This window comes from Pukyongiella litopenaei (genome assembly GCF_003008555.2).
GTDB lineage: Bacteria > Pseudomonadota > Alphaproteobacteria > Rhodobacterales > Rhodobacteraceae > Pukyongiella > Pukyongiella litopenaei.
Genome location: NZ_CP027665.1, coordinates 2,316,234 through 2,342,556, shown reverse-complemented (window position 1 = coordinate 2,342,556; position 26,323 = coordinate 2,316,234). Strand labels below are relative to the sequence as shown.

Below are 26,323 nucleotides of genomic sequence, written 5' to 3'. Positions count from 1 at the left end.
GGCTCATGCCTGGATGATGTTTCCGTCACTCCTGCTCGATCCGCCGAACCACGTGGTCGAGCAAACGGACACCCCAGCCGGTCGCCCAGGTCGAGCTGATCGGCCAGTCCGGCCGGTTCTGTGCCGGTCCGAACATGTCCAGATGCGCCCATGAACGGCCATTCACGAAACGCTGGATAAAATTCGCCGCCGTGCAGCCACCGCCCGGTTCCGGGTCGATGTTTCTCACATCGGCGATTTCAGAGTCCATCTGGCGGTCGAAACCGGGGCCGAGGGGCAACCTCCAGACCAGTTCGCCCGTCCGCGTTCCGGCCTGCCCCAAGCGCGCGGCTAGATCATCGTCATTCGTGAACAGCGCCGCATAGTCTCGGCCCAGCCCAGCGATGACAGAGAAGGTCAGGGTTGCCAGGTCGATGATGAACCGCGGCGCGTAGGTGCCTTGCACATGCCAGACCAGATCGGCCAGGACCAGCCGCCCTTCATAGTCGGTATCCACGACCTCGATATGCTGCCCCGACAGGGATTTGACGACATCGCCCGGATGCTGGGCCTTGCCGTCCGGCATGTTCTCGACAAGACCGACGACACCGACCGCATTGAGCCGCGCACCGCGCCGCGCAAGCGTTCGCATCAGGCCGACCACGGCGGCGGCGCCGGCCATGTCGGCCTTCATCTCGTGAAGCCCCTCGGAATCCTTGATCGATATTCCGCCGGAATCAAAGCAGACCCCCTTGCCGACGAAGGCAAGCGGCGCGGCCGCTGGGTCCGGGGCACCGTTCCAGCGCATGATCGCCACATGCGGGTCGCGCGCCGAACCCTGCCCGACCGCCAGCAGGGCGCGAAACCCGAGGCGCTCGAGATCGGCGGCGCGCAGGATCTCGACCTCGAGCCCAGGCCCGCGCAATCCGGCGATGCGGTCGGCGAATGCCTCGGGAAACAGCACGTTGCCGGGTTCGTTCACCAGGTCGCGGGCCAGTTCGACGCCTTCGGCCAATGCCAGTTCGACCTGATGGCTCGCCTCGGCCCCCGGATCATCGGTCAGGATCGTCAGGTGCCGCCGCCCGGGCCGCGCCTGCCCGTCACCCGGCGTGCGGTATTTGTCGAACGCATAGCAGCGCAGCCGAAACCCCAGCGCAATCTCCGCAGCCGCCATCGCGCCGGGGGCGGCGATCACGACCCGTTCGGCCTGCCCTGCCGATCGCGCCGCGGCGCCGCCGAGATCGACCGCCAGCATCTCGTGATCGCCGCGTCCGGGGGTGGTGCCGACGAAAACCACACGGCGCGGCACCGTTGCGGATGCGATGAACATCGTCAGGGCTTCACCTGCTTTCCCGGTGAACCCGGCATCGCAAGCGGCCCGCGCAATATCGGCCTCATCCAGCGCGACAAGCCCGACGGCTTCACGCGGCAGCATCAGCGACCGGTCGACGAACAGAACCAGCGTCGCGCCCTCGAGGCCCGGCTCCGGTGTTGCGGCAAAGTTCACATCCAGTTTGGTCATTTGGCTGTTCCGTATGAGGTGGTCGGGTGGATTTGGCCCACGCGGGCGATCAAGGCATCAGCGGAAAGTGGCAGGCCACCTGGCTGCCGTCGCCGCGCCGTGCCAGGGGCGGCTGCTCGTCCCGGCACACGCCCCGCGCAAACGCGCATCTCTTGTGAAACTTGCAGCCGCCCCCGGCATCCCGGCTGACCTCGCCCGTCAGGATGATCCGTTGCCGGCGCTTGCCCGGGTCGATGCTCGCCACCGGGACGGATGACAGCAGCGCCTGCGTATAGGGATGCGCCGGAGAGGCAAAAAGCCGGTCCGTCGTGCCGCATTCGACGATGGAGCCCAGATACATCACCGCGACGCGGTCAGATATCTGGCGAACGACGCTGAGGTCATGCGAGACGAAGATCATGGTCATTCCGAACTGACGGCGCAGATCCGCGAACAGGTTGACGATCTGTGCCTGCACCGACACGTCGAGCGCCGAAACCGGTTCGTCCGCTATGATCAGGTCGGGTTTCAGCGCCAGCGCCCTGGCGATGCCGATGCGCTGGCGCTGGCCGCCCGACAGTTCGTGCGGCCAGCGTTGGGAAAAGGCGTCCTGCAGCCCGACGATCTCCATCAGTTCCCCGACGCGCTGCCGCCGGGCGGCGCTTTCGTCCCAGCCATGCGCCCGCAACGGTTCGGCAAGCAGATCGCCGATCCTGCGGCGGGGATTCAAGGACGAGGACGTGTCCTGGAAGATCATCTGCATACGCCGCCGGTAGGGGCTGATCTGGCGGCCCGAAAGCCTGGCAATGTCGACGCCCTGAAACAGGATCCGGCCCTCATCGACGCCGTCGAGCCGCACGATCGACCGTCCGAGGGTGGATTTTCCGGAACCGGATTCGCCGACCAGCCCCAGGGTCTCGCCCGCCCTGACATCGAGGCTCACGTCATCCAGCGCACGAACCGGGCCGGCGGGCCGCCCCCATAGCCCTGTTTTCCCGGAGGCGTATGATTTGGTCAGGTTCGCGACACGAACCATGGGTTCGCTCAGATCAGCGTGGGTCAGGTCCTGGATCATGTCTGGAAATCCACGGCAATGTCGCGGGAGGTGCCGGCACGCACCGGGCGGCGGTCACGCGGTTCGATGACGCAATATGCCTCGCGCCCGCCTGCGGAATGTCGCGGCGGGGGCTGCATGCAGGCCGACGTTCTCAGGGCGCAACGCGGTGCGAACACGCAGCCCGAGGGCCAGTTCCCCGGTTGCGGCGGCGTGCCCGGGATCGAGGGCAGACGTTCCGCGCGCGCGCCGTCAAGCGGCGGGATCGAGGCCAGCAGCCCCGCCGTATAGGGGTGCCACGGGTCCGAGAATATCTCGTCTCGCGCACCGCGTTCGACCACGCGGCCGCCATACATGATCAGAACGCGATCGGCCATTTCCGCCACGATCCCCATGTCATGGGTCACCAGGACGATGGCCAGGCCCAGATTCCTGGAAAGGCGCCCCAGCAGGTCGAGGATCTGCGCCTGGACCGTGACATCCAGCGCGGTCGTCGGTTCATCCGCGATGATCAGCGACGGATTGCACGAAAGCGCCGCAGCGATGACGACCCGTTGCCGCATCCCGCCTGACAGCTGGTGCGGGAAACAGTCGAAGGCACCGGACGGGTCCACGATGCCCACCTCATCGAGCAGCTCGATCGCCCGTCGCCGCGCCGCATCGCGCGAGATATTGCCATGCGACCGCATCTGTTCGACGATCTGGCTGCCGACGGTTCGCACCGGTGTCAGGGCCGTGGTCGGATCCTGCGGGATGAGGGCAATCTCGCGGCCGCGGATCCTGCGCAATGCCGATTGCGGCCGGTTCAGGATCTCGTCTCCCCTGAACCGCACCGACCCCTGCAGGCGAAAGACCGCCCCGTTCAGGAGCCCCAGGACCCCCATCAGCGTGATGGTCTTGCCCGACCCGGATTCGCCCACCACGCATACCGTCTCGCCCTCGCCGACGCCAAACGAAACGCGTTCGGTGACCTTGATCCCCTGTCCGTCCGGGGTCCGGAGCGAAATCGTGAGGTCCCTGACCTCGAGCAACGGTGGTGTCGTCATCGCGTCCTCACCCTAGGGTCAAGCGCCACATAGGCGACATCGACCGCGGCATTGGCGAGGACGACGAAAAACGAGGCGTAGATCACGCTCGCCATGATCATCGGCAGATCCAGGTTCTGCAGGGAATCATAGGTCAGCTTGCCCACGCCGTTCAGCCCGAACACGACCTCGGTCACCAGCGCGCCGCCACCGACGAGCACACCGAAATCGAGCCCGAAAAGCGTTGCAAAAGGCACCAGCGAACAGCGCAGCGCGTGGCGCATCATGATCCGCCATTCGGCAATGCCGCGGGCGCGGGCGGCGTGGATGAAGTCCTCCTGGTAGACGTCGATCAGGCTGGCCCTCAGGATCCGGGCATAGAACCCAATATAGGTGGTGGCCAATGTCAGCCATGGCAATATCAGGGCCCTGGCCCAGCCCGGCGGATCCTCGGTCAGCGCCACATAGCCCAACCCGGGCACCCAGGAAAACAGGACGGTATCGTGCCATCGCCCCTGCGTCACCAGGTTGACCATCTCGCCCAGCCAGAACACCGGCATCGCCAGGCCGATCAGAGACACGATCATGAGCGTCCTGTCGATGATGCCGCCGCGAAGCGCGGCAGCGGCCGCCCCCATGAGGATACTGCCGATCACCCAGAACACGGCCGCCCCAAAGACCAGCGACAGGGTTATCGGCGTGGCCTCGGCAATCGCCGGCACCACCTTCATGCCGCGATTCACGAAGGATTCGAGGTCGCGCATGACGAACAGCTTGCGCATCATGATGGCGTATTGGGTCGCCTTCGGCTGATCAAAGCCGAATTCCCTGCGGACGGCGGCCACGGTTTCGGGTGCGGCGTTGCGCCCGGCGATACGCGCCGCCGGGTCGGCCCCGGGTGTGGCGAAGAAGATGAGGAACACGAGCACGCTGATGCCGAACATGACGAACACCATCTGCGTCAACCTTTGCAGGATCATCACGAACATGGCTCAACCCCGCAGCTGCGCGCGAGGGTCGAAGGCCTGGCGCATCCCGTCCCCCAGCACATTGAGGGCGGCGATGGTGATGATCACCATGATGCCCGGCGCAATCGCGACCCACGGGCGGGTGTAGATCAGGGATTGCCCGTCGCGGATCACGGTCCCCCAGCTGGCACCGGGCGGCTGCACTCCGAGCGACAGGAACGAAAGCGCGCTTTCCGTGCCGATATTCAGGGCGATCATCATGGGCAGGAAAACCATGATCGACGTCGCGACATTGGGCAGGATGTCCAGCAGCAGTATCCGGTGGGTCGGAATGCCGAGACCGACCGCCGCCTTGACGAACTCGACCTCGCGCAGCGCCAGGACCTGCCCGCGGATCGGTCGCGCCACATAGGGAACATAGATGATGCCGACGATCAGGATCGGAACCCAGAGCGAGGTCGCCGATATCACGATCGGCCCGACATGCAGGTCGGCCGTCAACAGGACGATCGCGAGCGATATCGCGAACAGGTAGACCGGAAACGCCCAGAGAACATCGAGCAGGTGCGACACGACCCAATCGACCCACCCTCCGAAAAAGCCCGCGCATATGCCGATCGACGCGGCCAGGGTCAGGGTGACGATCGCGGCGGCGCTGGCGACGATCAGCGAGGCCTGCCCGCCGTAGAGGACACGTGACATGACATCGCGGCCCTGCATATCGGCCCCGAGAAAATAGGGGCCGGGTTTCCATGTCGGCCCGATCGGCGTGACCCCGAGGCCCAGCCCCTCGGTCGACTGCTGGATCACCTGGACGGGCACCCCATCCAGTACGACCGTCGCGCCGGATTGCGAACGGAACGGATCGCGACCGCTGATCTTGTCGGCATAGACGGGGGCCAGCAGCGTGACCGCGAGGACGATCAGCAGGGTTGCCGCCGCCGCGAGCGAGCTCCTGTCTTCGGCCAGCCAACGCAGCACCCGTCTCACCGCGCCCTCGCCGGTGGCGCATTGCGGTTGGCCCGGCAGCGGCCGCACCCGGTCGGGTGCAGCCGCGTCTTGATCGGTATCGGCCATGCCTACTGAACCCAGGCGTTCGCATAGACGATGTGGTATTGCGGCGAGAACATGTAGTTCCCCATCCGCTTGGACGCGAAGTCGACATTGGAGGGGTTGAACAGCGGCACCATCGGCACCTGTTCCATCACCTCGCGGTCGATTTCGGACCACAGGTCGTTAGCCGCCTCCGGATCGGTCGAGCCCAGCGCCATCGCCTGGTCCATCCTCGCCTGGATCTTCTCATCGCACATTCCGGAGATGTTGATCGAAGAATCCGAACCGGGGTGGAACGACCCGCAGCCGATCAACACGTTCAGGAAATTCGCCGCGGCCGGATAGTCGGCATACCATTGCGACACCGACGCCTGCACCTTGTTGTTCGTGTTCTGGATATAGGTGAAGTGGATATTGCCCGAGATCGAGTTGACGCTGGCATCATAGCCGAGATCGGTCAGCACGCTTTGCAGGTAGAGACCGATATTGCGCCCCGCGTCGCTGTCATCGACCACGACGGCAACCTTCTGGCCCTGCGTGCCGGATGCTTCGACCAGCGCCCTCGCCTTTTCCATGTCCGGGCCGGTCCAGGCCTCGCCGGGGTTCTTCGTGTGAAGACAAAAGGGCCTGTAGCCCGGAAACCCTTGCGGCAGCACCTGGCAGGTCGGCGATGCCAGCCGCGGGCCGCCGAAGAAATCGACCGGAACGTTCAGGTTCACGGCATGGGCAAAGGCCTGGCGCGCCTTGAGATTGTCGAACGGCGGGATGTTCATGTTGAGCGGCACATACCAGAACGCGGCCTGCGGATTGATATGGACCTGATCGGCGAAATTCGTGCCGATCTCCACCAGCCGGTCCGAAGGCGGGCTGTCCGTCATCATATCGGCCTGGCCATTGATGATGGCGTTGACCTGCGCCTCCTCGGTCAGGCCGAAATCGATCCGGAGCTCATCCACGAACCCGTCGGGCTGGGCATCGACACTCCATTCGACAAAGGCCGGGTTGCGTTTCAGGATCACGGATTTGTTCGGATCGTAGCTCTCGATCATGTAGGCGCCGGTGCCGGGCGTCGGCACGGTGCCCGTATCCGAGGCGGGCGTATCGGCCGGCACGATATAGGCATGGGGAACCGACAGCTTGTAGAGGAATTCGGCATCGGGTCGGGTCAGGTTGATGGTGACGGTTCCGGCACCGGGATCGACGCTCACGCCCCCCTCCAGCGTGCAGTCGCCCGGCGCGGCAAGGCAGTCCTCGGCCCCGACGATCCCGTTGTAGAACGACCCGGCGGTCGGGCTGGCAACCTTGAAGATGCGCCGCAGCGACGCCTGCACGTCCTCGACCGTCAGTTCCTTGCCATTCGAGAAATGAACGCCTTTGCGGATCTTGAACGTATAGGTCTTTCCGTCATTCGAGATGACCGGCATGTCTTCGGCCAGATCGGGCACGACCGTCGTGCTTTCGGCGCCTTCCGCCTTCTTGTAGGCGACCAGCCCGTCATAGACGCTCTGGCTCATCATCCAGAACAGCGAGTGATAGTTGATATGCGGGTCGGCAGACCCGAAGGCCGCCTTTGAAACAAAGCGCATGGAGCCGCCGCGGTGGGCCTCCATCAAGGCGTCCCGGCTCTCTCCTGCCCGCAGATCGCCCGTGCCCGCACATATGGCGGTCGCGACCATGGTTCCCACACCGATGAATAAACGCATGAATCCTCCCCGATTTTCTCTGTCGCCCCCCCGGCCTTGCGCGACACCCTCATCGGTGTTGCGCCGGGCTGGCCCCGTGATTTCGCAAGCGCCCTCGCTGCACCGGAACGCTAGCGCAAAGGCCGCGACGTTTCCCGGCGAATACAAGGCGAGATCCGGCCAATGACGCCGGTTTCCGGCGTCAGTTCGGGATGCGCGCCGGAATTGGTATCCGACCGGATGCACGGGGCCGCGACCGCGCGGCCTGCCTGATTCCGACCCATGGCGATGGCCCGTCCGGTGCCCGCGCACCGGAACCGGAGGGTCTCGGGGGCGGGCGCGGCCGGCCGGGCTGACGGATCGCCAAAGCCAGCCCCCGGTCACCGTCTCTGCAGATTCATGCCGCCGGGAAAATTGTGCGCCGATCCGAAGATGGAAGCAGCAAACCTGCGCCAGATTGCCGGAGACGCCGGTGTTTCGCACGGACTCTGCACCGGTCTTTCGATAGCATTTCCCCTGCCCGGGGGAGGGAAACCATGCCGTCCATGCCGTTCCGGCGACAGGATGGGCGCTGGCAATGATCGGTGAAGCTGCACCTGCAAGCCAACGCCCGTCCCACGCTGTTCCGCATCGGCGGCAACCGGCCCGAACACGGGGCGTTGCGCAGACCGCGATGGGTCATTACTCGGTCCCGTGTGGGGCAGATTTGCCCGCCACGGGCGTGGTCGACCACAAGCCTTGTCATCATGCGATGACATTCGTCACGGCCGCTCTGGACTTGGCCGTCTTTTGGAGAAGGGAACTGATGAGACTTTTAGCGAACCTGATAGCAACGACCGGACTGGTCGCGGCGTCCGTCATCTACCAGCCGGCCTTTGCCGCGTCCTTGGAGCCGGTGAAGGCCGATCACGGCATGGTGGTGACGGCACAGCACCTGGCGTCCGAAGTCGGCGTGGAGGTGCTGAAGAAGGGCGGAAACGCCGTCGACGCGGCCGTGGCCGTGGGCTATGCGCTCGCGGTCGTCTATCCGGAAGCCGGCAATATCGGCGGCGGCGGCTTCATGACCATCCGCATGAAGGACGGCACGTCGACATTCCTGGATTTCCGCGAACGGGCGCCGCTCGCCGCGACACAGGACATGTATCTCGACGCTGACGGGAACATCGTCGAAGACGCGAGCTGGGCGGGCTATCTCGCGGTCGGCGTGCCCGGCACGGTGGCCGGTCTCGAATATGCGCGCGAGAAATACGGCAAGCTTTCGAGCCATGACCTGATCGACCCGGCAATCGCGCTGGCCCGGGACGGGTTCGCGCTGAATGCCTATGACGTGGATTCGCTGAACTGGGGCGCCAGCGAGGTTTTTGGCGGCGACCCGGCCGCCAAGGCGATCTTCTCCAAGAGCGACGGCACCCCGTTCGTTGTCGGCGATGTGCTGGTTCAATCCGATCTCGCCGCAACGCTGACCGCGATTGCCGATCAGGGTCTCGACGGGTTCTACAAGGGCGCCACCGCCGAGAAGATCGTCAAGGCGAGCCAGGACAAGGGCGGCATCCTGAGCCTCGAGGATTTCGAGCAGTACAAGGTGCGCGAGATGGAGCCGATCGCCTGCAGCTATCGCGGCTATGACATCATCTCGTCCCCCCCTCCGAGCTCGGGCGGGTTGATCATCTGCGAGATCCTCAACGTTCTCGAAGGCTATCCGATCGGCTATCTCGGCGCGAATTCGGCCGCGACCGTGCATCTCATGGTCGAAGCGATGCGTCATGCCTTTGTCGACCGCAACAGCGCGCTGGGCGATCCCGATTTCGTCGAGAACCCGGTCGAGAAGCTGCTGGACAAGGCCTATGCCGCCGAGATCCGCGGCAGGATCGATCCCTACCGGGCCGGCGTATCGGAGGGGCTGATGCCTGAAGGCATGGGTGAATCGAACGAGACCACGCATTATTCGATCATCGACGAAGAAGGCAACGCGGTCGCGGTCACCTACACGCTCAACGGGTCATACGGTGCCGGCGTCGTCGCGGACGGAACGGGCATCCTGCTCAACAACGAGATGGACGACTTCACCTCCAAGCCCGGTTCGGCCAATGCCTATGGGCTGGTCCAGGGCGAAGCCAACGCGATCCAGCCGCGCAAGTCGCCGCTTTCGTCGATGAGCCCGACCGTGATCTCCAAGGATGGCGAACCCTTCATGGTCATCGGCAGTCCCGGCGGGCCGCGCATCATCACCATCACGCTGGAATCGATCATGAACGTGATCGACCATGGGATGGACATGCAGGAAGCCATCGACGCGCCGCGCATCCATCACCAGTGGCTGCCCGACGACATCAAGATGGAGCCGAACGGCCTGTCGCCCGACACGATCCGGCTGCTGACCGGGATGGGCTACAAGGTCGGCATCGACCCGGACTGGACGATCTGGGGGCAGGCAGCGGGCATCCTCGTTGGCGGCCGCGACCTGGCCGAGATCGAAGCCGGCGGCGGTGACGCCCGCTATTACGGCGCGATCGATAGCCGCGCGTCATCCGGCAAGGCCGTCGGTTACTAACCGACCCATGATCCGGACCTGCTGGCCCCCCGCCGATGTGACGGGCGGGCCAGCAGGCGACAGACGGGCCGCCGGTGACATCCGGTGACACATCGCGCGCGCGTGAACGCGCAGAGGCCGCGTCGACAGACCTCTGTTGTCTCAGCTTCCGCTGCCCGCCCGTGCCCGCGCAATTCTCCGGCGGCGCCGAGGTTTGCTCGCCCCGATCGGGGATTGGCGGGTGCGATGCGTCGGCTCTACAACAGATGGCTGAGGCAGAAGGCGAACAGAAAGCCGCCGGCCGCCATGATCCCGGAAAGCCCATGGATTTCCTCAAAGGCCTCCGGCACCATCGTGTCTATCAACATGACGAATATCGCGCCTGCGGCAACCGCTGTCGCCGCGCCGATCCAGGTTTCATCCAGACCACCGATGACGGCATATCCCAACAGGGACGCGACAGCACAAAGGGCCGCAATCCCACCCCAAAGCGAAAAGACATACCCGGCGGACCGGCCCTCTGCCTTCATGCCGGTCGAACTGGAAAGCCCTTCCGGGATGTTCGAAACGAAGATCGCGATGACGGTCACGAGGGCGACGCCTTCCCCGTCAAGCAGCGATATGCCAATGGCCGCGGATTCCGGAATTCCATCGAGAAGCGAGCCGATGGCGATGGCAATCGCCGCGCCTCCCGCGGCACCGGATGACTTCTTCCGGTGCTTCGCACCTGCGCTGGCCAGGATGAAATTCGCGATCGCATAGAGCGCCGCGCCCGCAACGAACCCGGCCACCGACCCCCAAAGCCCCCCGACCAGATAGGCTTCGCTCATCAGGTCGAACGACAGGGCCGACACGAGGACCCCGATGCCGAATGCCATCACGGATGAGCTGAGCATCTTCGGGAGATTTGCAAAATAGCCGACAAACGCGCCGACCAACAGCGCGCCACCGGCGACCGCCCCCCACAGGAAAGCCTGCATCAGCATGATCGCAGAGCCTTGGTGTCGGTTCTGGGCGATGCAGGCAGGGCAGCCCCCCGGGCAAAATCCGTTTGTTGCGGCAATGGCATGTCGATCCCGACTTCGTCATTTCGGCGTTTCACATTGACATGGGTGCCACGTTTCATCGGGTTGCCCCTTTTGGTCTTGGTTCTCAGGCCATCGCGTCGGACTGGCCACATTGTTCTGTCTTTCTATACATCTTCGCGACATTTCCTGCACGGTCGCGCGGTGATAATGGCGATCAGGCCCAGGGGCCGGAAGCTCTCCCGCTACGGGAGGGTTCCCAAGTAAACGGTTCGGGGCCGCCCGCGGCCTCGGAACATATCTTGAATCTTGATGCGTTTCTGGGCAAGAAAACACCATGTGCAAACGGATTCTTCACGGTATCCGCGCAGTTGGCCTCGTTGCCCTGTTGTCCGTCGCGCTTGTCGCAACGGCCTATGCACATCGCATCCCAAACGCATCCGACATCGCCATCGAAGCCTATGTCCTCGCGGGCGGTGACATTGCCAACATCTGCGGCGACCCGGGTTCCGACAACACGGTGGCCCACCCGGACTGTCCGGCCTGTCGCATCGCTGGTTCGGTGCTGCTTCCCGATGCACCGCAAAGCATGACCGATATCGACTTTGTCTTTGTCGCGACCGTTGTCGCACCACGAGAGCGCCGCGCGATTCTGACCGTCCTGGACCCCGCGCGCGGGATGAGGGCACCGCCACTGGCCTGATCGTCTTTTACCAACGCGATCGATGAAACCTGCCGCAAGGGATGCGGCAAGCCAGAGACAGACCATGAAACATGTTTTCGTTGCGGTTCTTGCCGCATCCTTCACCGCACCTGCGTTTGCAGGGAGCAAGAACACACCCATTCCCTTTGCCGCGGACGGCATGAACCACGCCACGATGGATCACGCCTCAACCGGCCATGCCCCGGCGGGTGGACCGATGTCGGTGATGGGTGGCACCGATACCGAACAGATCGAGGCGCTGCTCAAGGCCCAGTTCGACCGTCCGGACGCACCGCTGACCGTGGCGCCGGTGACCGTGCAGGGCAACGTCGCCGTTGCGGGCTGGAGCCAGGACGGAACCGGCGGCCGCGCCTTCCTGCGCCGGGACGATCATGGCTGGTTTGTCGAACTCTGCTCCGGCGCAAGCCTCGTTCTGCCCGCCACGTTCCAGTCGATGGGCCTGAGCCGCGTCGAGGCCGAACGCCTGGCCGCTGCCGTCAACGGCGCCGAAGCCGATGCCGGCGGCGGTCTGATCGACCGGCTGAACGCCTTCGAGGGCACGGTGGTGATCGGCCGCGAGGGGATGGGCCACCACGGGCATGAAGGAGCAATGCCAGATGGAAGCTGACCGCCACCGCGAGGGGGAAGAAACCCTGGATTTCGATCCGGCCGGCAGGGTGGATGCAACACTGCATTTCATCGGCCATGTCGAGACACCATGGAAGAAGGACGATTGCCCCCGCAACATCCACCAGGCACGCAGGCGCGGCGGTGGCTTTCGCGCAATTGTCGCCCCCGGGTTCCGACGCGGGCTCATGGGACTGGCGGCCGGGGATGCGCTGATCCTGCTCTACTGGATGGCGGGGGCGCGGCGGTTCGCGCCGAAGAGATCATCGGCTTTCTTGATACCCAGATCGCCGATCTGTCCGACCGGGCCGCGCGATCCACGGCGGAGGTGCCGGGCGTCTTTGTCGGCGGCATCGCCTTTCAGGGGGCGCAGGGCTTCAACGGCACCGAACCCTTCTATCCGCCTTTCGACATGATGAAACTGACGAACCTCGCCCGCGAAGGCGTGCGAGGCAAGGGGCGGCATTCAGTGGTGGCGCGCGAGCAGATCGTGGCCTGGGATCCGGCGCTCTTGTTTCTCGATCTGGGCACCGTGCGCGGGCAGAACGTGGGCGGGCTTCACGAACTCAGGGCCGATGCCGCCTATCGTGACCTGACGGCGGTGAACGAAGGCAAAGTCATGGGGCTCCTGCCCAACACGCTCTACCAGGTCGAGGCGGGCTCGGTGCTGGCCAATGCCTGGTTCATCGGCACCGTGACCCGGCCCGATACCTTTGGCGACATCGACCCCAGGACCAAGGCCAACGAGATCTACGGGTTCCTCCTAAGCGTCCCGGTGTTCGACGTTTTTGACGGCGCCTACAATCACCTCGTATTCCAGACCGTGCCGGTCGAATGAGCCTGAGCGAGACACCTGTAGGCGCGGGGTACCGCGCCTACACCGCCCGCAAATTCCTGATCGTCGGCGGGCTGACGCTGGCCCTGGTGCCGGCGCTGATGGCGGCGCTGTCACTGGGGCCCGCCGCCGTCCCGGCGTCTGACGTCATCCGCGCGCTCCTGGGTCTCGACGTGCCGCGCCAACCCGCGATCATCGTCTGGAATATCCGCCTGCCGCAGGCTCTGGCCGCCATCGTTGCGGGGGCGGGGCTGGCGGTGGCCGGGCGGCGATGCAGTCGATCCTGCGCAATCCTCTGGGATCGCCCTTCACGCTGGAGATCTCGCAGGCCGCCGCCTTTGGTGCCGCCTTTGCGGTGATGTTCCTTAACACCGGAACGAGGCAAGGCGCGAATGCCGCCTCGGTCGCCATTCAGGACCCGGCCACGACCGCGCTCTGGGCCTTTGTTTTCGCGCTCCTCGCCTCGGCGATCATCACTCTTGTCGCGCGCCTGCGCGGGGCCGCGCCCGAGGTTCTGGTCCTCACGGGCGTGGCACTGGGGGCGCTGTTCTCGGCGGGAACCGCGTTCCTGCAGTTCTTTGCCGACGATATCCAGCTTGCGGCCATCGTGTTCTGGACCTTTGGCGACACGGCGCGGGTGGATTGGTCGGAACTCGGGCTGCTCTCGGCTCTGACCGGGGTCGCCTGTGTCTATTTCCTCTGGCAAAGCTGGAACTACAACGCGCTCGACGCGGGGGACGAGACCGCGCGCGGGCTTGGTGTGCGGGTCGATGCGCTCAGGCTGGCCGGCATGATTATGGCCTCGCTTCTGACCGCGGTCTCCATCGCCTTCCCCAGCATCATCGGCTTTGTCGGGCTTGTCGTACCACATATGGTTCAGGGAATTGTATGAACAGGGAGGTGAACAGGCCCTGATGGATCTCAGCCGCCGCAAGCTGATCCTGAAGAACTGAACCGCCCCGGGTTTCCGAGAGGCTTTTTTGTTCAAGACCTACGCGGCTTTTTCAAGGGTGTTCATCTGTTCGTAGAATGTATCCTCCACTTCCTGTGGCGGCCGGTGCCCGATGGCGCTGTGTAGCCGCTCGTTGTTATACCGGCTGACCCATTGCAGGGTCTCCCATTCGACCTGGGCCATGGATTTCCAGGGGCCGAGGAAGTTGATCACCTCGGTCTTGAACAGGCCGATGACGCTCTCGGCCAGCGCGTTGTCATAGCTGTCGCCCACGCTGCCCACCGAAGTGTCGATATCTGCAGGACACGGCAGATCGGCTCGACCCCAAAGACCCCGCGATGCTTCTCGATGAAGGCGATCATTTGCGGAACAGGCGGTCGAGCTCCGCCTGGGCAAAATAAGCCGACGCCTTCTTCAGGATCTCGTTGGCCGTGCGCAGTTCCTTCACCTCGCGCTCCAGCGCCTTGAGGCGGGCCTTCTGCTCGCTGGTCAGCCCGTCGCGCTCGCCTGCATCGCGTGCCGCCTGGATGCACCAGGCGCGCAGTGTGTCGTGCGAGCAGCCAAGCTTCGGGGCGATCGCCCGATACGCCGCGTTGTCACTGGTGTAATCGGGCCGCCGTTCGCGGAATAGCCGGACGCCGCGCTCGCGGAACTCGGCCGTATATGCCGGCGTGCGCTTCTTCTTCGATTCCATAAGGATCATCCTCTGAGAGTTCTACTCTCTCGGAAACCCGGGGCGGTTCAAGGCGGGTGCCGGAGCATGTCGAAGAAGCGGTCATTGAACTGGCCATCGAAAACCCGGCCTTGGGCCAGAAACGGGCCTCGTGGGCGCTTCAGCAGAAGGGTATCATGGTGTCACGATTCTTCATCCAGTGACGCTACCCAGCCCCTTGCCCGGCCTCAAGCCAAGTTCCTTTGACAAGACCTTTCGTCTTGCTCTCGCCGGGAGACCACGGGACATCCAGTCGGTCGTGGCGGGAGGCGGCTATGAAGGTTTGCGATCCACAGGCCAAAGGGCGTAGGATCGACCAGGCGCTCGTTTTTCGGGGTTCAACCGGTTGTTCTGATCAAGTTGATCTTGAGCCAAGTCTCACCGAAAAAGACCGGCCGGTTCAGTTCATTAGCCATGGCAGGTTGGCGGCGGCGCTGCCAGACCCGGTGCCTTTCGGCCACGTCCGGACGGGCCTGCCCAGCCGTGCGCAGTTCTTTTCTGTGTCAGGCCAAGCCGACGCATTAACTGCCCAGTTGCCGAGCGGTGGACCCGAATATCGTGGACCTCGTCAAGCTCACTTTCCAGCGCTTCAAGCATCAGGCCGCCTCCGAGGCAGCACGCTGCCCTCGCTCGGGCTAACGGTTCATCCGGCAGAACTCCGGACCATGCTGCCGATGTGCCGCGTTGCTCTCCCTGCGCTACCCCCGCAGTACGCGGTAGATCACCGGGATCACCAGCACCGTCAGCAGCGTCGAACTGGCCACCCCAAACAGGAGCGATATCGCCAGCCCTTGAAAGATCGGGTCCACCAGGATCACCGCCGCGCCGATCATTGCTGCGATGCCAGTCAGCAGGATTGGCTTGAAGCGAATGGCCCCGGCCTCGATCAGCGCCTCGGTCAGCGGACGGCCGTCGCGCTGAGTATGGCGGATGAAATCGACCAGCAGGATCGAGTTGCGCACGATTATCCCTGCAAGCGCGATGAAGCCGATCATCGATGTGGCCGAGAATGGTGCCCCGAACAGCCAATGCCCGAGCATGATTCCTATGAAGGTGAGCGGCACCGGCGTCAGCACCACCAGCGGCAGCTTGAAAGAATGAAACTGTGCCACAACAAGGATATAGATCCCAAGCAGCGCCACCATGAAGGCCGTGCCCATGTCACGAAAGGTGACCCAGGTGACCTCCCATTCCCCGTCCCACAGCAGCGTGGGCGCAGATTCGTCGGCGGGCTGGCCATGCAGACTGATGACGGGGCGCGGCAGGTCGGTCCAGTTCTGCGCTTCGAGCGCATGCTGAACGGCCAGCATCCCGTAAAGTGGCGCCTCGAAATCGCCAGCTAGCTCAGCTGTCACCATCTCTGCGGCCCGGCCGTTGTGGCGGAAGATCGGCAGCGAGGCGCGCTCTTCGACCACCTCAACCACGTCACCCAATTCAACCACGCCGCGGTCGCCGGGCAGCACGTTGGCAGGGATGGGAGTGGTCAGGAAATCCTCACCCATCACCCGCTGCGCGCGGGGTCGCTCGATACGGATGGGGATCGGCGGGCGTCCCTCGCCACGGTGGGAATAGCCAACCAGCGCGCCCGAGTTCAACAGCCCGATACTGTCCAGAACATCGCCTTCCTCGACCCGGAAGAACTCCAGGTTGTCTGCCGAGATCACCGCTCGCAACCTGCGCGGTGCGGTGCCATAGGAATTGTCGATGTCGACGATAAAGGGGATGGACCGAAACGCATCCTCGACCCGCGCCGCGACTGCACGGCGCGTGACGGCGTCAGGGCCGTAGATCTCCGCCAGCAGCGTTGCCATAACGGGGGGGCCGGGCGGTGGCTCGACCACCTTCAGAACCGTGCCTGCGGGCATCGCGGCAGCGCGCAAGCGTTCGCGGATCTCCAGCGCGATTTCATGGCTGGCCCGGTCACGGTCTGACTTGGGGTGCAGGTTCACCGCCACGTCACCCATATGCGGCTGGCTACGTTGGAAGCTGTGGCGCACCAGCCCATTGAAGTCAAAGGGCGCGGCTGTGCCGGCGTGGGTCTGGACCGAAAGCACCTCCTCCATCCCCAGCAGGTTTCCCGCGACCTCTTGCGCAACCGCGTCGGTGTCCTCGACAGAGGCGCCTTCGGGCAGGTCGATCACCACGGCCAGTTCAGATTTGTTGTCGAAAGGAAGTAGCTTCACTGTCACGTCGCGGGTGTAGAACAGCGACAGTGACCCCCCGGTCAGGGCCAGAACCAGCGCCAGAAAGAGCCAGCCTCGCGCCTTGCTGGCCAACAGTGGTCGCGCCACCATCGCATAGGCGCGCCCCAGTGCCCCGCCGCCATGCGCGGCGTCGGCGTGGCCCGTCATCGGCGCACGCCCGGCGATCTTAATCATCAGCCAGGGCGTGACCATCACCGCGACGAAGAACGAGAATATCATTGCGGCCGAGGCATTTGCCGGGATGGGGCTCATGTAAGGGCCCATCATCCCCGACACGAACAGCATTGGCAGCAGCGCCGCGACCACGGTCAGCGTGGCGACGATGGTGGGGTTTCCGACCTCGGCCACGGCCTCGATCGCGGCTCTAGCGCGGGGGCGACCGTCGTTCATCGCCCAGTGGCGGGCGATGTTCTCGATCACCACGATTGCGTCATCGACCAGGATGCCGATGGAGAAAATCAACGCGAACAGCGACACCCGGTTCAGCGTGTAGCCCATGATCCAGGATGCAAACAGCGTCAGCAGGATCGTGACCGGGATCACCACCGCGACAACCAGCGCTTCGTGCCAGCCGATGGTCAGCCAGACCAGAACGATGATCGATACCGTGGCAAGACCCAGGTGGAACAACAGTTCATTGGCCTTTTCGTTGGCGGTCTCACCATAGTCGCGGGTGATTTCGACCGTGATGTCGGAGGGGATCAGGCGCCCCTGCAGTTCATCGACGCGGTGCAGGATTGCTTCTGCCACCGTCACCGCGTTCGAGCCGGCGCGTTTGGCGACGGCCAGCGTCACCGCGGGCGAGCGCAGGGGCCGACCGTCCTCTCTGCGGGTAACGGTCGCCACCATCGTGTCAGCCGTGTCGGTGGCCAGTGTCACATCGGCCACGTCGCGCAGGTAAACCGGACGCCCGTCGCGGGTCGTCAAGAGCAGGTTCCCGATGGCCTCGGGTGTGGCCAGGGTTTCGCCGGCAACCAGCATGATCTGCTCGCCCGCGTCGCGGACAGTTCCGGTAGGAAAGGCGCGGTTGGCACCCTGAACCTTGCCGGCCAACTGCTGCAGGGTCAGCCCATAGAGCGCCAGCCGTGCCGGGTCGGGTGCAATGCGGATTACCTCATCCACGGCGCCGATCAGATAGGTCAGACCGACATCGTCGATCTTGGTGATCTCGGCCTGCAACTCCCGGGCGATACGGGTCAGGTCGTTGGCGCTGATCTGCCCGGCGGAGCTTGGGGCGGGGGCCAGGGTCAGCGATACGATCGCCACGTCGTCAATCCCGCGCCCAACGATCAATGGCTCGGGGATACCCAGCGGAATCCGGTCCATGTTTGCGCGAAGCTTGTCATGGACGCGCAGTACTGCGGTGTCGGCCGAAGTCCCTGTCAGAAAGCGTGCGGTGACAAGCACCCCGTCGTCCTGAGTCTGAGAATAGACATGTTCGACCCCGTCAATGCCCTTGACGATCTGCTCCAGCGGCTCGGTGATCAGCTTGACCGCGTCGGGAGCCTTGAGCCCCGTCGCCTGCACCTGAATATCGATCATCGGCACCGAGATCTGCGGCTCTTCCTCGCGTGGCAGCGCCATCAGCGCGATCAGTCCGAAAGCCAGCGAGGCAATCAGCAGCAGTGGCGTCAGCGGCGAGTCGATGAAGGCACGGGTGAGCCCCCCCGCCAAGCCAAGGCGCGGAGCATCGCCGCGCGGGCTGTCGTCGTGCTCGCGGGGAGCGTTGTCAGTCATGTCAGGGTACCAGCACGGTATCGCCGGCATGCAGGCCGGTCAGAATCTCGACAAGGGCGGCACCGTCCAACGTCAGCACCTCGCCCGGCACTACCGCGCGCTCAACCTCGCTGTCGCCCTGACGAATGCGCACGAAGTCCAACCCGGAATGTGAGCTCAATGCCGCCTGCGGCACCAGCAGAGCCTGGCGCACCCCCACCGGGACCCGCACCAACACGCGGGCGTCGACGAAGCTGTCGTCCAGCCCCTCGAGTTCCACATCAGCGACGACGCGCCCGTTCTCGATCTGCGGGTATAGCTTGACCAGACGGCCCGGCATCACCCCGCTTTTCGAGGTGATCTGCAGTTCCGCCCCCTCGCGCAGGTCCGGAGCGTGGCGTTCGGGAATAGCCAGACGCAGGAAGAAGCCGCCACCTGCGATGGTCACTACCGGCTCGCCGGCCATGATCACCGCGTCGCGGGTGACGGGCACGGTCAACACCCGCCCGTCGACCGGGGCCAGAACCTCGCCCTCTTCGGCCTGTTGCAGGGCAACGCTGCGCTGAGCCTGCGCTGCGGCGATCTGGTTCTGTGTCACACTGACTTCGGTTTCCAGTTGTTCGAGCCGCTGCTCGGTGGAAACCCCGCGCTCGACAAGCGAACGCCCGCGGGCCAGTTCCGCCTGCGCACGGTCCAACTGCGCCCCGAGCGCGCGCAGTTGCGCGTCGATCGCCGCAATCTGGAAGCTGATCTTGCGATCATGCACCAGCGCGATCTGCGTCCCCGCCGCCACGCTATCGCCTTCACTAACCGACAGTTCGACCACCGTGCCACCGATCCGGGCCCGGGCGGGCACCAGGTTGCGGGCCTCCACGCGACCATAGACAGCTTTCCACTGCGGAATGTCACTTGGCGCAAGCAGCAGGGTCTCGGCCGCACTCACGGCCGTGGCAGCGGTGAGCATGACGGCGATCAGCAGCGAACGCATAGCGCGGGCCTCCGTTCAGCTTTGGTTCAGGCGGCGCGCCCGGACCGGAAGCCGAGCTTGCGTAGAATCTTGGCCGCGGGGCAAATGCCGGTAACAGCCGATTGCAGCAGGTTGACACCAACGAACAGCGTTAGCCAGACGAAATATGGTGACACCCAGACAGTCAGCGCGACCGAAACCAGAATCATGATACCGGCAAAGGCGCGGATGGCGTTTTCAATGGTCATGAGCATTCTCCTGCTTGGGCGCATTTTCTATCTGCGCATGTTTGAGGGGATGAATGGGACGCAATCGTCTTTCTCCAGTATTGCAGGGCACCAGGCTCTGAGCAGGCAGGAAAGAGGACCGCGGGATTGATCTGCCAGCGGAAATCGCTTGCCGGGGCGAGACCGAAGAAGCCTGCGACTATGCCCGTCACGCCTGTTTCGCGCCCGGCGACGAACATCAGCAACGTAGTGACAGCCCCAATCAGGACACCGCCGCCGAGCGAGGCCCCGGCTGTGAATGCCGTCTCGATCACCACGCCACCCGAAGGGCACGAATTCCAGTATTGTTGTAGCGTGGGCAGGTGCCGACCAACGCTGTAACCGTGAATTCGGCGGCGACAGCGAGAACCAACAAGATAAGGATGCCCACGCTGAGGGTCTCAGTGGCGAAGGCTGCATAGACGAGAACCATAGCCAAAACCAGACGCAGGCCCTTGTCGATCCTTCCCATGTTTACGGTCATTTTCTGTTCCCTTGCCGATTCGCATGGGAATCATCGCACAACCGTCATCAAGGTTTCGGTGACTTGGTCACCAACGCAATCGTTGTCTCAGGCCCCGGCTGATCGCATCAGTTGCTCGAGACCCGATCGTCCGATAAGTCGCACTTCCCCGCGCGACTGCTCGACCCAGCCACGGCGCTGGAACTCGGCCAAGATCCGGGAGACAACCTCGCGCGCGGTCCCCAACTCCGTCCCAAGGGCGGCGTGTGTGGCGCGAACCACCTGTTCACCGTCGGCTAGCTCCGGAAGGCGTGAAGCCAACCGCACGTCCATCTTCTGAAAAACGATATCATCAATGAGGGCGAACAGATCGGTGATCCGCCGCGAATAGGCGGTGAAGACAAACTGGCGAAACACTGGCGAGCGCGCCACCAGATCGTCGAATGTCGTCCGAGGGATCGCGACGGCAGTCACATCAGTCTCGGCGATGCCGTCTGCGGAATATTCCTCGAACGCGAGCATGCAGACCGCCGTGAGCACGCAGCTTTCAACGGCATGGACGCGGTAGAGGAAGACCTCCCGTCCGGTCTCGGATTTTTACTGTACGCGCACCGTGCCGTCCAGCAGCAGCAACAGATTGTCTGCGGTCTGCCTCGGTGCAAATACCGGAGTCCCCGTACTCAGCGCTACTGCCTGGCTTCCCGCGACCAGATCTTTCCGGATCTCGGCCGGCAGTTTTCTCAAACCGACAAACCGGTCGACCCAGTCGGCATCAGATTTCATTCATGGTGTCCATGCCGGCAACGGCCCACTGGCGCAATCGCTTTGTGCTGAAACGCTTGCCACCGCATGGCACGATACGCGAGATACCTTCACCTTCGGGGTCTTGGCGTCGCGCAGTTGTCCATCACCAGATACACGTCCGGACCTTCCGACAGGTTACGGTCCAACTCCTTTGGGAAGTCCAGAAACTCCGTCTCATGGTGGCGCTTGCAGCATTTCCAACGACCACGTCAGTGGCAACATCCCGCGCAGCGAAGAGCGAGGTCGTCCCGTTTAGCAGGTAAGTGTGGGTGCCTTTCGGATGACGCAGGTTTTCTGCCAAAAGCGCGGATCAGCCCTCGGGCTGACAGATTTCACGCGCCTTTGCGGCGCGGGCCGTGCGAAACAGCAGGCTCACGATGGTCACGACAAGGATCAAGAGCAGCACCTGACCGATGGCGTTATGTACCGCGGAATTTGCCTCCTCTGCGAAACGGAAGCTTGCGGTCGTCACGGCGGCAAGTGGGAAGGACAGGGCCCAAAAGGACAAAGCGAAGGGAAGTCGCAAGAGGGCCGGCAACTGGATCGCAACGAGCAGCGTAAAGAAGAAAGCCGCGTTCAGCATGATGCGGGCGGCGGCATCGATCTGGCCGCCGTTCGACTGAAGCCATGCCAGAAAGGCAACCGCCGGGGGCGCTATCAAGATCACGAGCGTCGGCCGCAACTTACCCGGCAGGGGGTCGTGAAAAATCAGCCGGTTGAAGACCAGCGTCAACAGGATGAGCCAGAATATCAGCCCGACCGAGAAGAAATACCAGCTGATCTCACCGTACCCCAGTGGTACTCCGGCCAGCGGGACGATCACGTTACCGACCGCGGGAATGAACCAGGCCGGTGAAAGCTGTCCTGATCCGAACGCGCGGTGCGAAATCCAGGAGGCGACTACGGCAAGCGACAGCACCCCCTGCGCAGCAGCGCCGATCACCCATATGATTTCGGCTGGTCCAGGGACGGCCTCACGCAGTACGGTCGCCAGAAGCAGTACGGAAATCGAGATCGCGGGAAAGAAGGCAAGGCGAACCGGGTGATTCCACTCGGCTGCTAGGGCCGCAGGATGACGCAGGGCCTTCGCTGTATAGAGCCCCCCCAGGCCAATGAAGACGGCAAGTGCCACCCAACCGGCGGCGGCAGACGCCACGGGCCAGCCCCCGGCGCGCAGCGCCAGTGTCAGGCCAAAAAGCCCCATCGGCATACCGAAGAAACTTACTGGAAAGTGCTCGATCCGATCCGGCACCTGCGATGTATCGGTCACGTTTGCCATGTCACAGCCGCCCTAGTCCTGCTCTTCATCGCCGAAGGTAATCAGCCTGGCGCTGTATGTCTTTTCGCCAAGACGCTCGATCAGATCGAGTTGCAGCTCCAGCCATGCCTTGTGACCTTCCTCGTCGAGCACTATCTTTTCGAAAAGGGTGCGCGAGCCGATATCTCCGACCTCTGCAGCATGCTTCGCCGCCTGCGTGTAGAAGGAGATTGCCTCCTTCTCATCTTCGAGATCGCTTTGACACACACCGCCGGTAGCGTTTCTGCTGCGGTGGGGACCTTGTCAAAGCCCATCTCGGGCTTCACCTTCAGGAAATACAGTCGCTCGATGAACCGGTCGGAGTGTTCCATTTCCTCGGCCATTTCCTTGCGCATCAGATCGGCAAGTTTGGTCATCCCCCAATCGTCGAGAGTGTGGGCGTGCAGTTGATACTGGTGCGCGGCGGTGAGTTCCATTTTGAGCGCGCGCTGCAGGTATTCGATGATCTTCGTGTTGGACATGCTCAATCTCCTTGTTCTTCAGAGCCGCGATGAGTTTCGGGCCCACGCCTGTCTTATCGGTTATCGATGCTGGTCCGATCGCTGCCAAGCAGCGCCTCGATGGTATAGACGAAGATCGCCATACCAACCGCGCCTGCGACCGCCACACCGAGCAATACGATCACGTCGATCGGCCCGCCGATATCCGACAGTCGTGAATGGGTCATCTTCATCACGAACCAAACGGCCGCAATCGCCCCAACCGGCATCGACAATTGGGCCAGAAGAAACTTCCTCCAACTCACCGAACGGTCGCGGATCAGCACATAGAAATAGGCCAGCGTGATTAACACCGCAGCGACCACCATGGTCCAGAACAGCCCACGACCAAAGATTTCCTCGAACACGGCGATCAAGGTCGGGAATGTCAGGTCTTTCATCACATGTCCTCCTCAGGCTTCGCCGCGCAGCATGGCGTTGTATGTGGCCTTCAACGCCACTTCCTTCATCATCCAGCTGATCCACAGTTCCTCGAGCGGGGCAATAATGCCCGGAAAGCTGGGAACGAGGTTGTTGCGGTAGTCGAATTCAACCAGCATCGCGCGGCCGACGCGGGTGATCAGCGGACAAGACGTGTAGCCGTCATAGGACTCGATCCCCTCGCGGCCGTCGATCGCGGCGACGAGGTGATCCTCGACCACCGGAACCTGCCATTTGACCGAAGCCGCGGTCTTGCCCTTTGGTACGCCGGCCACATCGCCGAGAGCGAAGACCTCGGGATAGCGCAAATGGCGCAGCGTCGCCATATCTACCTCGAGCCAACCCTGATCCGTCCATCGGTCCGGCCACGCGAGCCCGGAGGCACGGACAAACCCGGGCGCCCGCTGAGGCGGAATAACGTGGATATAGTCGTAGTCGATATCCTGGTTTCCGTCCGGCGTCGTGAAGGTGGCGCGCTTTGCGCTGGGGTCGATGGAGCGCAGGACATGGCTGTGAACGGGCTCGATACCGCGATCTTCAAACAGCATCCGCACCTTCTCGCTGACGATCGGCACGCCGAAAAGTGTATCGTTCTGCGCCGCATAGATCATTTCAACCTTGCCCGCATTGCCGGCACGGCGTGCTATATCGTCCACAAGGAAAGTGTGCTTGAGCGGAGCGCCCGCGCATTTCATCTCGGTCGCGGGTCGGGTAAAGAGGCCGCGCCCGCCTTGCTCAGTGAGCTTCTGCGCCGCCGTCCAGGTCCGAGCGGCAGCCTCGGGGCCACCATATAGAGCTCCGATACCGTTGGTGCCGATCAGGTCCTCGCTGAACCCTTCAATGGCGCCGTAGTCGAGCACGAGCCCCGGGGCGAGCACCAGCCAGTCATAGCTGATCTCAGTTCCATCCTCGGTCGAGACCGTCTTCGCCTCAGCATCCACTGCCGCTACGCGTTGTTTGACCCAATCCACGCCCCGCGGGAGCCAGTGCGCCTCGTCAGAGGTCACATAGTTTGCCGACTTCAGCCCGGTTGCAACCAGCGTCAGGCCAGGCTGGTAAAGATGCGTGGTGCGCGGGTCGATGATTGTGATCCGCGCACCATCCAACCGCCGCACTAGCCGATTGGCCAGCGCAGTTCCTGCGGCGCCGGCTCCAACGATTACTATACTGGCCGAAGTCCTTATCGGTTCCGGGGCTGCCTCGGTCCGGCTCAGCGGGACGGCCGACGCGACAGCTCCAATCGCTGCAAGCGACAGCAGTTCTCTACGTTTCATGGTTCCCCCTCCTCGCACATTAGCGGGTAGCAAACGCGTGTGATTCGAGCGTCTGCTGCCGTCCCGACACGAAACAGTCTAAGCCGGTTAGGGTTTTGGAACGGTGACTAGGTCACCAAGCCGGCGGCTCATGCTTGGATCGCCCCGAACTTGTGCTCGGGCAGGCGCCGACAGCTCCTGTTCCGACGGCGGCGCCCACACCCGACGGAGAAAATTCACCCCGCCAGAGGTTGCTTTGGCGGGGTGACTCGGGAGAATTGTTGTCCTGCTCTAGCGTTACCTGGCGCAGGCGCGAATGTCTTCGATGCTCGGCCCGTTTGGCGTACGGCCCAGATTGAACGGGGCAGATCCTCGACATTTCTCAGCGAGAGCGGGAAACGAACGTACAGCATCACCGCCAGCCGGATGATCTCCTCGCTCGTCTTGAAGTATTTGAACGGGTCACGTTTCTTCATCCAGTGACGCTACCTAGCCCCCTGCCCGGCCTCAAGCCAAGTTCCTTTGACAAGACCCTCGGACGCCCTAGTTGTCTTGTCCGTAGCAATGCGTACCGGTTCGCGGCAAATCCGCTTGGGTGCCTTGCTGGCTATTTGTTCTCCGGATCAGTCAGGTGGGTTCAGTGAACTGTGGCCATGGTCACCCTGAAGCGCTTGAGTGCAATGAAGAAAAAGACCGCGCCGAGCACGAACATGACCACCATGTCGGGCCAAACGATATCCAGCCCGGCGCCGCGATAGAGAATGGCTTGCGAAAATGCGACGAAATGCGTCGAGGGCGCCAGTAGCATGACGTTCTGAAGCCAGACCGGCATGCTCTCCATCGGCGTCGTGCTGCCGGACAGGAGATTCATGATCACCAGAACCGGGAGCGACAACAGACCAAATTGCGGCATCGACGTGGTGAAGGTGGCCAGCAGGATGCCGAGCCCCGTGACCGAGGCGAGGTAAATCACCGCCCCGGATACGAAGAGCGGGATGGACCCAGCGATCGGGACCGCAAGAACGGTTTGCACGACGATCCAGAGTGACAGGATGGCGGCGACAACGATCACGAGACCATTGGCCCAGATCTTGGCGACCATGATCTCGGACGGGGTGACCGGCATCACCAGCAAATGCTCGATCGTGCCGTGTTCGCGCTCGCGGATCAGCGCGGCGCCGGTCAATAGCACGGACAAGATGGTGATGTTGTTGATGATCTGCATCACCGACGAGAACCAGACAGAATTCAGGTTCGGGTTGAACTTGGTCCTGACAACCAGATCGATCGGCAAGGTCGTTGCGGTGTCGTCGCCGGAAACGAACTTGGCGACTTCGGAGACGATGATCTGCTGAAGATACACCGAACCGTTGCCGGCCTGCGCCATTGCAGTGGCATCCACGTTGAGTTGGACCTGAGGCTTGTGGCCGTTCAGCACATCCGCCTCGAAAGTGGGTGGAAAGGACAGGACGAACACAAACTTGCCGCTGTCCATCACGCTTTCGATCTCATCCGCCGCGATCTCCTTCGGCGGATTGAATTCGGGCGGCAGGATCGCGCCCAGAATCCGCCCCGTCAGTGCCGAACGGTCCTGATCCACATAGGCGACGGAGGCCTTCGAGACCTCAAGTTTGGCGCCGGTCGCCACCGAATAGACGGCGAAGCTGAACACATAAACGATCAGCAGGATCAGCACCGGATCGGCGCGCAGGCTGCTGAGTTCCTTGAGGCCAAGCCGAAAGACATTGGTAAGCCATTGCCACATG

General features: G+C 63.3%; 21 protein-coding genes, 4 pseudogenes and 1 other annotated feature. Of the genes and pseudogenes, 5 read left to right on the top strand and 20 right to left on the bottom strand.

Annotation, left to right across the window (positions count from 1 at the left end; all coding sequences use genetic code 11):
- Positions 1–25: 25 nt before the first annotated feature.
- The 6 genes from C6Y53_RS11655 to C6Y53_RS11630 are packed head-to-tail and all read right to left on the bottom strand — an operon-like array spanning position 26 to position 7,166.
- Positions 26–1,501 carry a leucyl aminopeptidase gene (locus tag C6Y53_RS11655; RefSeq protein WP_106472579.1) on the bottom strand — a complete coding sequence of 492 codons (1,476 nt, stop codon included), beginning with the start codon at positions 1,499–1,501 and terminating at the stop codon, positions 26–28.
- A gap of 49 nt (positions 1,502–1,550) precedes the next feature.
- The gene (locus tag C6Y53_RS11650) at positions 1,551–2,555 is read right to left on the bottom strand and encodes an ABC transporter ATP-binding protein (protein ID WP_106472578.1); all 1,005 of its coding nucleotides are present in this window, start codon (positions 2,553–2,555) and stop codon (positions 1,551–1,553) included.
- Complete coding sequence (locus C6Y53_RS11645; RefSeq protein WP_106472577.1) at positions 2,552–3,580, bottom strand: ABC transporter ATP-binding protein; 1,029 nt, start codon at positions 3,578–3,580, stop codon at positions 2,552–2,554. The genes C6Y53_RS11650 and C6Y53_RS11645 overlap by 4 nt, the downstream gene beginning before the upstream one ends.
- A complete protein-coding gene (locus C6Y53_RS11640) occupies positions 3,577–4,548 on the bottom strand; it encodes an ABC transporter permease (protein WP_106472576.1) in 972 nt (323 codons plus the stop codon). The genes C6Y53_RS11645 and C6Y53_RS11640 overlap by 4 nt, the downstream gene beginning before the upstream one ends.
- A 3-nt stretch (positions 4,549–4,551) precedes the next feature.
- Positions 4,552–5,604 carry an ABC transporter permease gene (locus C6Y53_RS11635; protein WP_106472575.1) on the bottom strand — a complete coding sequence of 351 codons (1,053 nt, stop codon included), beginning with the start codon at positions 5,602–5,604 and terminating at the stop codon, positions 4,552–4,554.
- Positions 5,605–5,606: 2 nt separating this feature from the next.
- Positions 5,607–7,166 carry an ABC transporter substrate-binding protein gene (locus tag C6Y53_RS11630; RefSeq protein WP_244614818.1) on the bottom strand — a complete coding sequence of 520 codons (1,560 nt, stop codon included), beginning with the start codon at positions 7,164–7,166 and terminating at the stop codon, positions 5,607–5,609.
- Between the two features lie 901 nt (positions 7,167–8,067).
- On the opposite strand from C6Y53_RS11630, the gene ggt reads away from it, so the two are divergent.
- Entirely contained in the window at positions 8,068–9,813 is a 1,746-nt protein-coding gene (gene ggt, locus C6Y53_RS11625) for a gamma-glutamyltransferase (protein WP_106472573.1), read from the top strand.
- A 236-nt stretch (positions 9,814–10,049) separates the two neighbouring features.
- Here ggt and C6Y53_RS11620 read toward each other — a convergent pair whose 3' ends face one another.
- Positions 10,050–10,778, bottom strand: a complete 729-nt coding sequence (locus C6Y53_RS11620) for a ZIP family metal transporter (RefSeq protein ID WP_106472572.1) — start codon at positions 10,776–10,778, stop codon at positions 10,050–10,052.
- A 427-nt stretch (positions 10,779–11,205) separates the two neighbouring features.
- Here C6Y53_RS11620 and C6Y53_RS11615 point away from each other — a divergent pair, with 427 nt between their 5' ends.
- The 4 genes and pseudogenes from C6Y53_RS11615 (at position 11,206) to C6Y53_RS11600 (ending at position 13,874) form a co-directional block, all read left to right on the top strand.
- Positions 11,206–11,520: a hypothetical protein gene (locus tag C6Y53_RS11615; protein WP_106472571.1), complete on the top strand. Its 315-nt coding sequence runs from the start codon at positions 11,206–11,208 to the stop codon at positions 11,518–11,520.
- A 64-nt stretch (positions 11,521–11,584) separates the two neighbouring features.
- Positions 11,585–12,148 carry a copper uptake system-associated protein gene (locus C6Y53_RS11610; protein ID WP_106472570.1) on the top strand — a complete coding sequence of 188 codons (564 nt, stop codon included), beginning with the start codon at positions 11,585–11,587 and terminating at the stop codon, positions 12,146–12,148.
- Between the two features lie 327 nt (positions 12,149–12,475).
- On the top strand, positions 12,476–12,985 hold the full coding sequence (locus C6Y53_RS11605; protein ID WP_106472569.1) for a TroA family protein: 510 nt from the start codon (positions 12,476–12,478) through the stop codon (positions 12,983–12,985).
- Positions 12,982–13,874 (top strand): annotated as a pseudogene (locus C6Y53_RS11600) (FecCD family ABC transporter permease). The gene C6Y53_RS11605 and the pseudogene C6Y53_RS11600 overlap by 4 nt, the downstream one beginning before the upstream one ends.
- Positions 13,875–13,973: 99 nt before the next feature.
- On the opposite strand, the pseudogene C6Y53_RS11595 reads toward C6Y53_RS11600, so the two are convergent.
- The 13 genes and pseudogenes from C6Y53_RS11595 to C6Y53_RS11535 all read right to left on the bottom strand — a co-directional run bounded on the left by C6Y53_RS11595 (position 13,974) and on the right by C6Y53_RS11535 (position 26,322).
- A pseudogene (locus C6Y53_RS11595) lies at positions 13,974–14,628 on the bottom strand (integrase core domain-containing protein).
- Positions 14,220–14,338: a sequence feature (AL1L pseudoknot), on the bottom strand. It overlaps the preceding pseudogene by 119 nt.
- A 716-nt stretch (positions 14,629–15,344) precedes the next feature.
- On the bottom strand, positions 15,345–18,587 hold the full coding sequence (locus tag C6Y53_RS11585) for an efflux RND transporter permease subunit (protein ID WP_106472568.1): 3,243 nt from the start codon (positions 18,585–18,587) through the stop codon (positions 15,345–15,347).
- A gap of 1 nt (position 18,588) precedes the next feature.
- Complete coding sequence (locus C6Y53_RS11580) at positions 18,589–19,554, bottom strand: efflux RND transporter periplasmic adaptor subunit (RefSeq protein WP_106472567.1); 966 nt, start codon at positions 19,552–19,554, stop codon at positions 18,589–18,591.
- A gap of 26 nt (positions 19,555–19,580) precedes the next feature.
- Positions 19,581–19,781, bottom strand: coding sequence for a YgaP family membrane protein (locus C6Y53_RS11575; protein WP_106474065.1), 201 nt, complete (start codon positions 19,779–19,781; stop codon positions 19,581–19,583).
- Between the two features lie 289 nt (positions 19,782–20,070).
- Positions 20,071–20,283: a YgaP family membrane protein gene (locus C6Y53_RS11570; RefSeq protein WP_106472566.1), complete on the bottom strand. Its 213-nt coding sequence runs from the start codon at positions 20,281–20,283 to the stop codon at positions 20,071–20,073.
- An 87-nt stretch (positions 20,284–20,370) separates the two neighbouring features.
- Positions 20,371–21,045: pseudogene (locus C6Y53_RS11565) on the bottom strand (Crp/Fnr family transcriptional regulator).
- 331 nt (positions 21,046–21,376) lie between these two features.
- The gene (locus tag C6Y53_RS11560) at positions 21,377–22,345 is read right to left on the bottom strand and encodes an SLAC1 anion channel family protein (RefSeq protein ID WP_106472565.1); all 969 of its coding nucleotides are present in this window, start codon (positions 22,343–22,345) and stop codon (positions 21,377–21,379) included.
- A gap of 12 nt (positions 22,346–22,357) precedes the next feature.
- Complete coding sequence (locus C6Y53_RS21370; RefSeq protein WP_280178367.1) at positions 22,358–22,555, bottom strand: ferritin-like domain-containing protein; 198 nt, start codon at positions 22,553–22,555, stop codon at positions 22,358–22,360.
- Positions 22,477–22,845, bottom strand: coding sequence for a ferritin-like domain-containing protein (locus C6Y53_RS11555; protein ID WP_280178361.1), 369 nt, complete (start codon positions 22,843–22,845; stop codon positions 22,477–22,479). Before C6Y53_RS11555 ends, C6Y53_RS21370 begins: the two co-directional genes overlap by 79 nt.
- A gap of 53 nt (positions 22,846–22,898) precedes the next feature.
- Positions 22,899–23,264 carry a DUF5368 domain-containing protein gene (locus C6Y53_RS11550; protein ID WP_106472564.1) on the bottom strand — a complete coding sequence of 122 codons (366 nt, stop codon included), beginning with the start codon at positions 23,262–23,264 and terminating at the stop codon, positions 22,899–22,901.
- Between the two features lie 12 nt (positions 23,265–23,276).
- Positions 23,277–24,578: an NAD(P)/FAD-dependent oxidoreductase gene (locus tag C6Y53_RS11545; protein ID WP_106472563.1), complete on the bottom strand. Its 1,302-nt coding sequence runs from the start codon at positions 24,576–24,578 to the stop codon at positions 23,277–23,279.
- Between the two features lie 344 nt (positions 24,579–24,922).
- A pseudogene (locus C6Y53_RS11540) lies at positions 24,923–25,033 on the bottom strand (IS6 family transposase); the annotation flags it as partial.
- A 161-nt stretch (positions 25,034–25,194) separates the two neighbouring features.
- A complete protein-coding gene (locus C6Y53_RS11535; protein ID WP_106472562.1) occupies positions 25,195–26,322 on the bottom strand; it encodes an ABC transporter permease in 1,128 nt (375 codons plus the stop codon).
- Position 26,323: the final 1 nt, after the last annotated feature.

What these genes read in the sequence shown, in the direction of transcription:
- C6Y53_RS11655 (WP_106472579.1), bottom strand. Translation starts at nt 1,501, where the DNA reads ATGACCAAACTGGATGTGAACTTTGCCGCAACACCGGAGCCGGGCCTC.
- C6Y53_RS11650 (WP_106472578.1), bottom strand. Translation starts at nt 2,555, where the DNA reads ATGATCCAGGACCTGACCCACGCTGATCTGAGCGAACCCATGGTTCGT.
- C6Y53_RS11645 (WP_106472577.1), bottom strand. Translation starts at nt 3,580, where the DNA reads ATGACGACACCACCGTTGCTCGAGGTCAGGGACCTCACGATTTCGCTC.
- C6Y53_RS11640 (WP_106472576.1), bottom strand. Translation starts at nt 4,548, where the DNA reads ATGTTCGTGATGATCCTGCAAAGGTTGACGCAGATGGTGTTCGTCATG.
- C6Y53_RS11635 (WP_106472575.1), bottom strand. Translation starts at nt 5,604, where the DNA reads ATGGCCGATACCGATCAAGACGCGGCTGCACCCGACCGGGTGCGGCCG.
- C6Y53_RS11630 (WP_244614818.1), bottom strand. Translation starts at nt 7,166, where the DNA reads ATGCGCTTTGTTTCAAAGGCGGCCTTCGGGTCTGCCGACCCGCATATC.
- ggt (WP_106472573.1), top strand. Translation starts at nt 8,068, where the DNA reads ATGAGACTTTTAGCGAACCTGATAGCAACGACCGGACTGGTCGCGGCG.
- C6Y53_RS11620 (WP_106472572.1), bottom strand. Translation starts at nt 10,778, where the DNA reads ATGCTGATGCAGGCTTTCCTGTGGGGGGCGGTCGCCGGTGGCGCGCTG.
- C6Y53_RS11610 (WP_106472570.1), top strand. Translation starts at nt 11,585, where the DNA reads ATGAAACATGTTTTCGTTGCGGTTCTTGCCGCATCCTTCACCGCACCT.
- C6Y53_RS11585 (WP_106472568.1), bottom strand. Translation starts at nt 18,587, where the DNA reads ATGACTGACAACGCTCCCCGCGAGCACGACGACAGCCCGCGCGGCGAT.
- C6Y53_RS11580 (WP_106472567.1), bottom strand. Translation starts at nt 19,554, where the DNA reads ATGCGTTCGCTGCTGATCGCCGTCATGCTCACCGCTGCCACGGCCGTG.
- C6Y53_RS11575 (WP_106474065.1), bottom strand. Translation starts at nt 19,781, where the DNA reads ATGACCATTGAAAACGCCATCCGCGCCTTTGCCGGTATCATGATTCTG.
- C6Y53_RS11570 (WP_106472566.1), bottom strand. Translation starts at nt 20,283, where the DNA reads ATGACCGTAAACATGGGAAGGATCGACAAGGGCCTGCGTCTGGTTTTG.
- C6Y53_RS11560 (WP_106472565.1), bottom strand. Translation starts at nt 22,345, where the DNA reads ATGGCAAACGTGACCGATACATCGCAGGTGCCGGATCGGATCGAGCAC.
- C6Y53_RS11555 (WP_280178361.1), bottom strand. Translation starts at nt 22,845, where the DNA reads ATGTCCAACACGAAGATCATCGAATACCTGCAGCGCGCGCTCAAAATG.
- C6Y53_RS11550 (WP_106472564.1), bottom strand. Translation starts at nt 23,264, where the DNA reads ATGAAAGACCTGACATTCCCGACCTTGATCGCCGTGTTCGAGGAAATC.
- C6Y53_RS11545 (WP_106472563.1), bottom strand. Translation starts at nt 24,578, where the DNA reads ATGAAACGTAGAGAACTGCTGTCGCTTGCAGCGATTGGAGCTGTCGCG.
- C6Y53_RS11535 (WP_106472562.1), bottom strand. Translation starts at nt 26,322, where the DNA reads ATGTGGCAATGGCTTACCAATGTCTTTCGGCTTGGCCTCAAGGAACTC.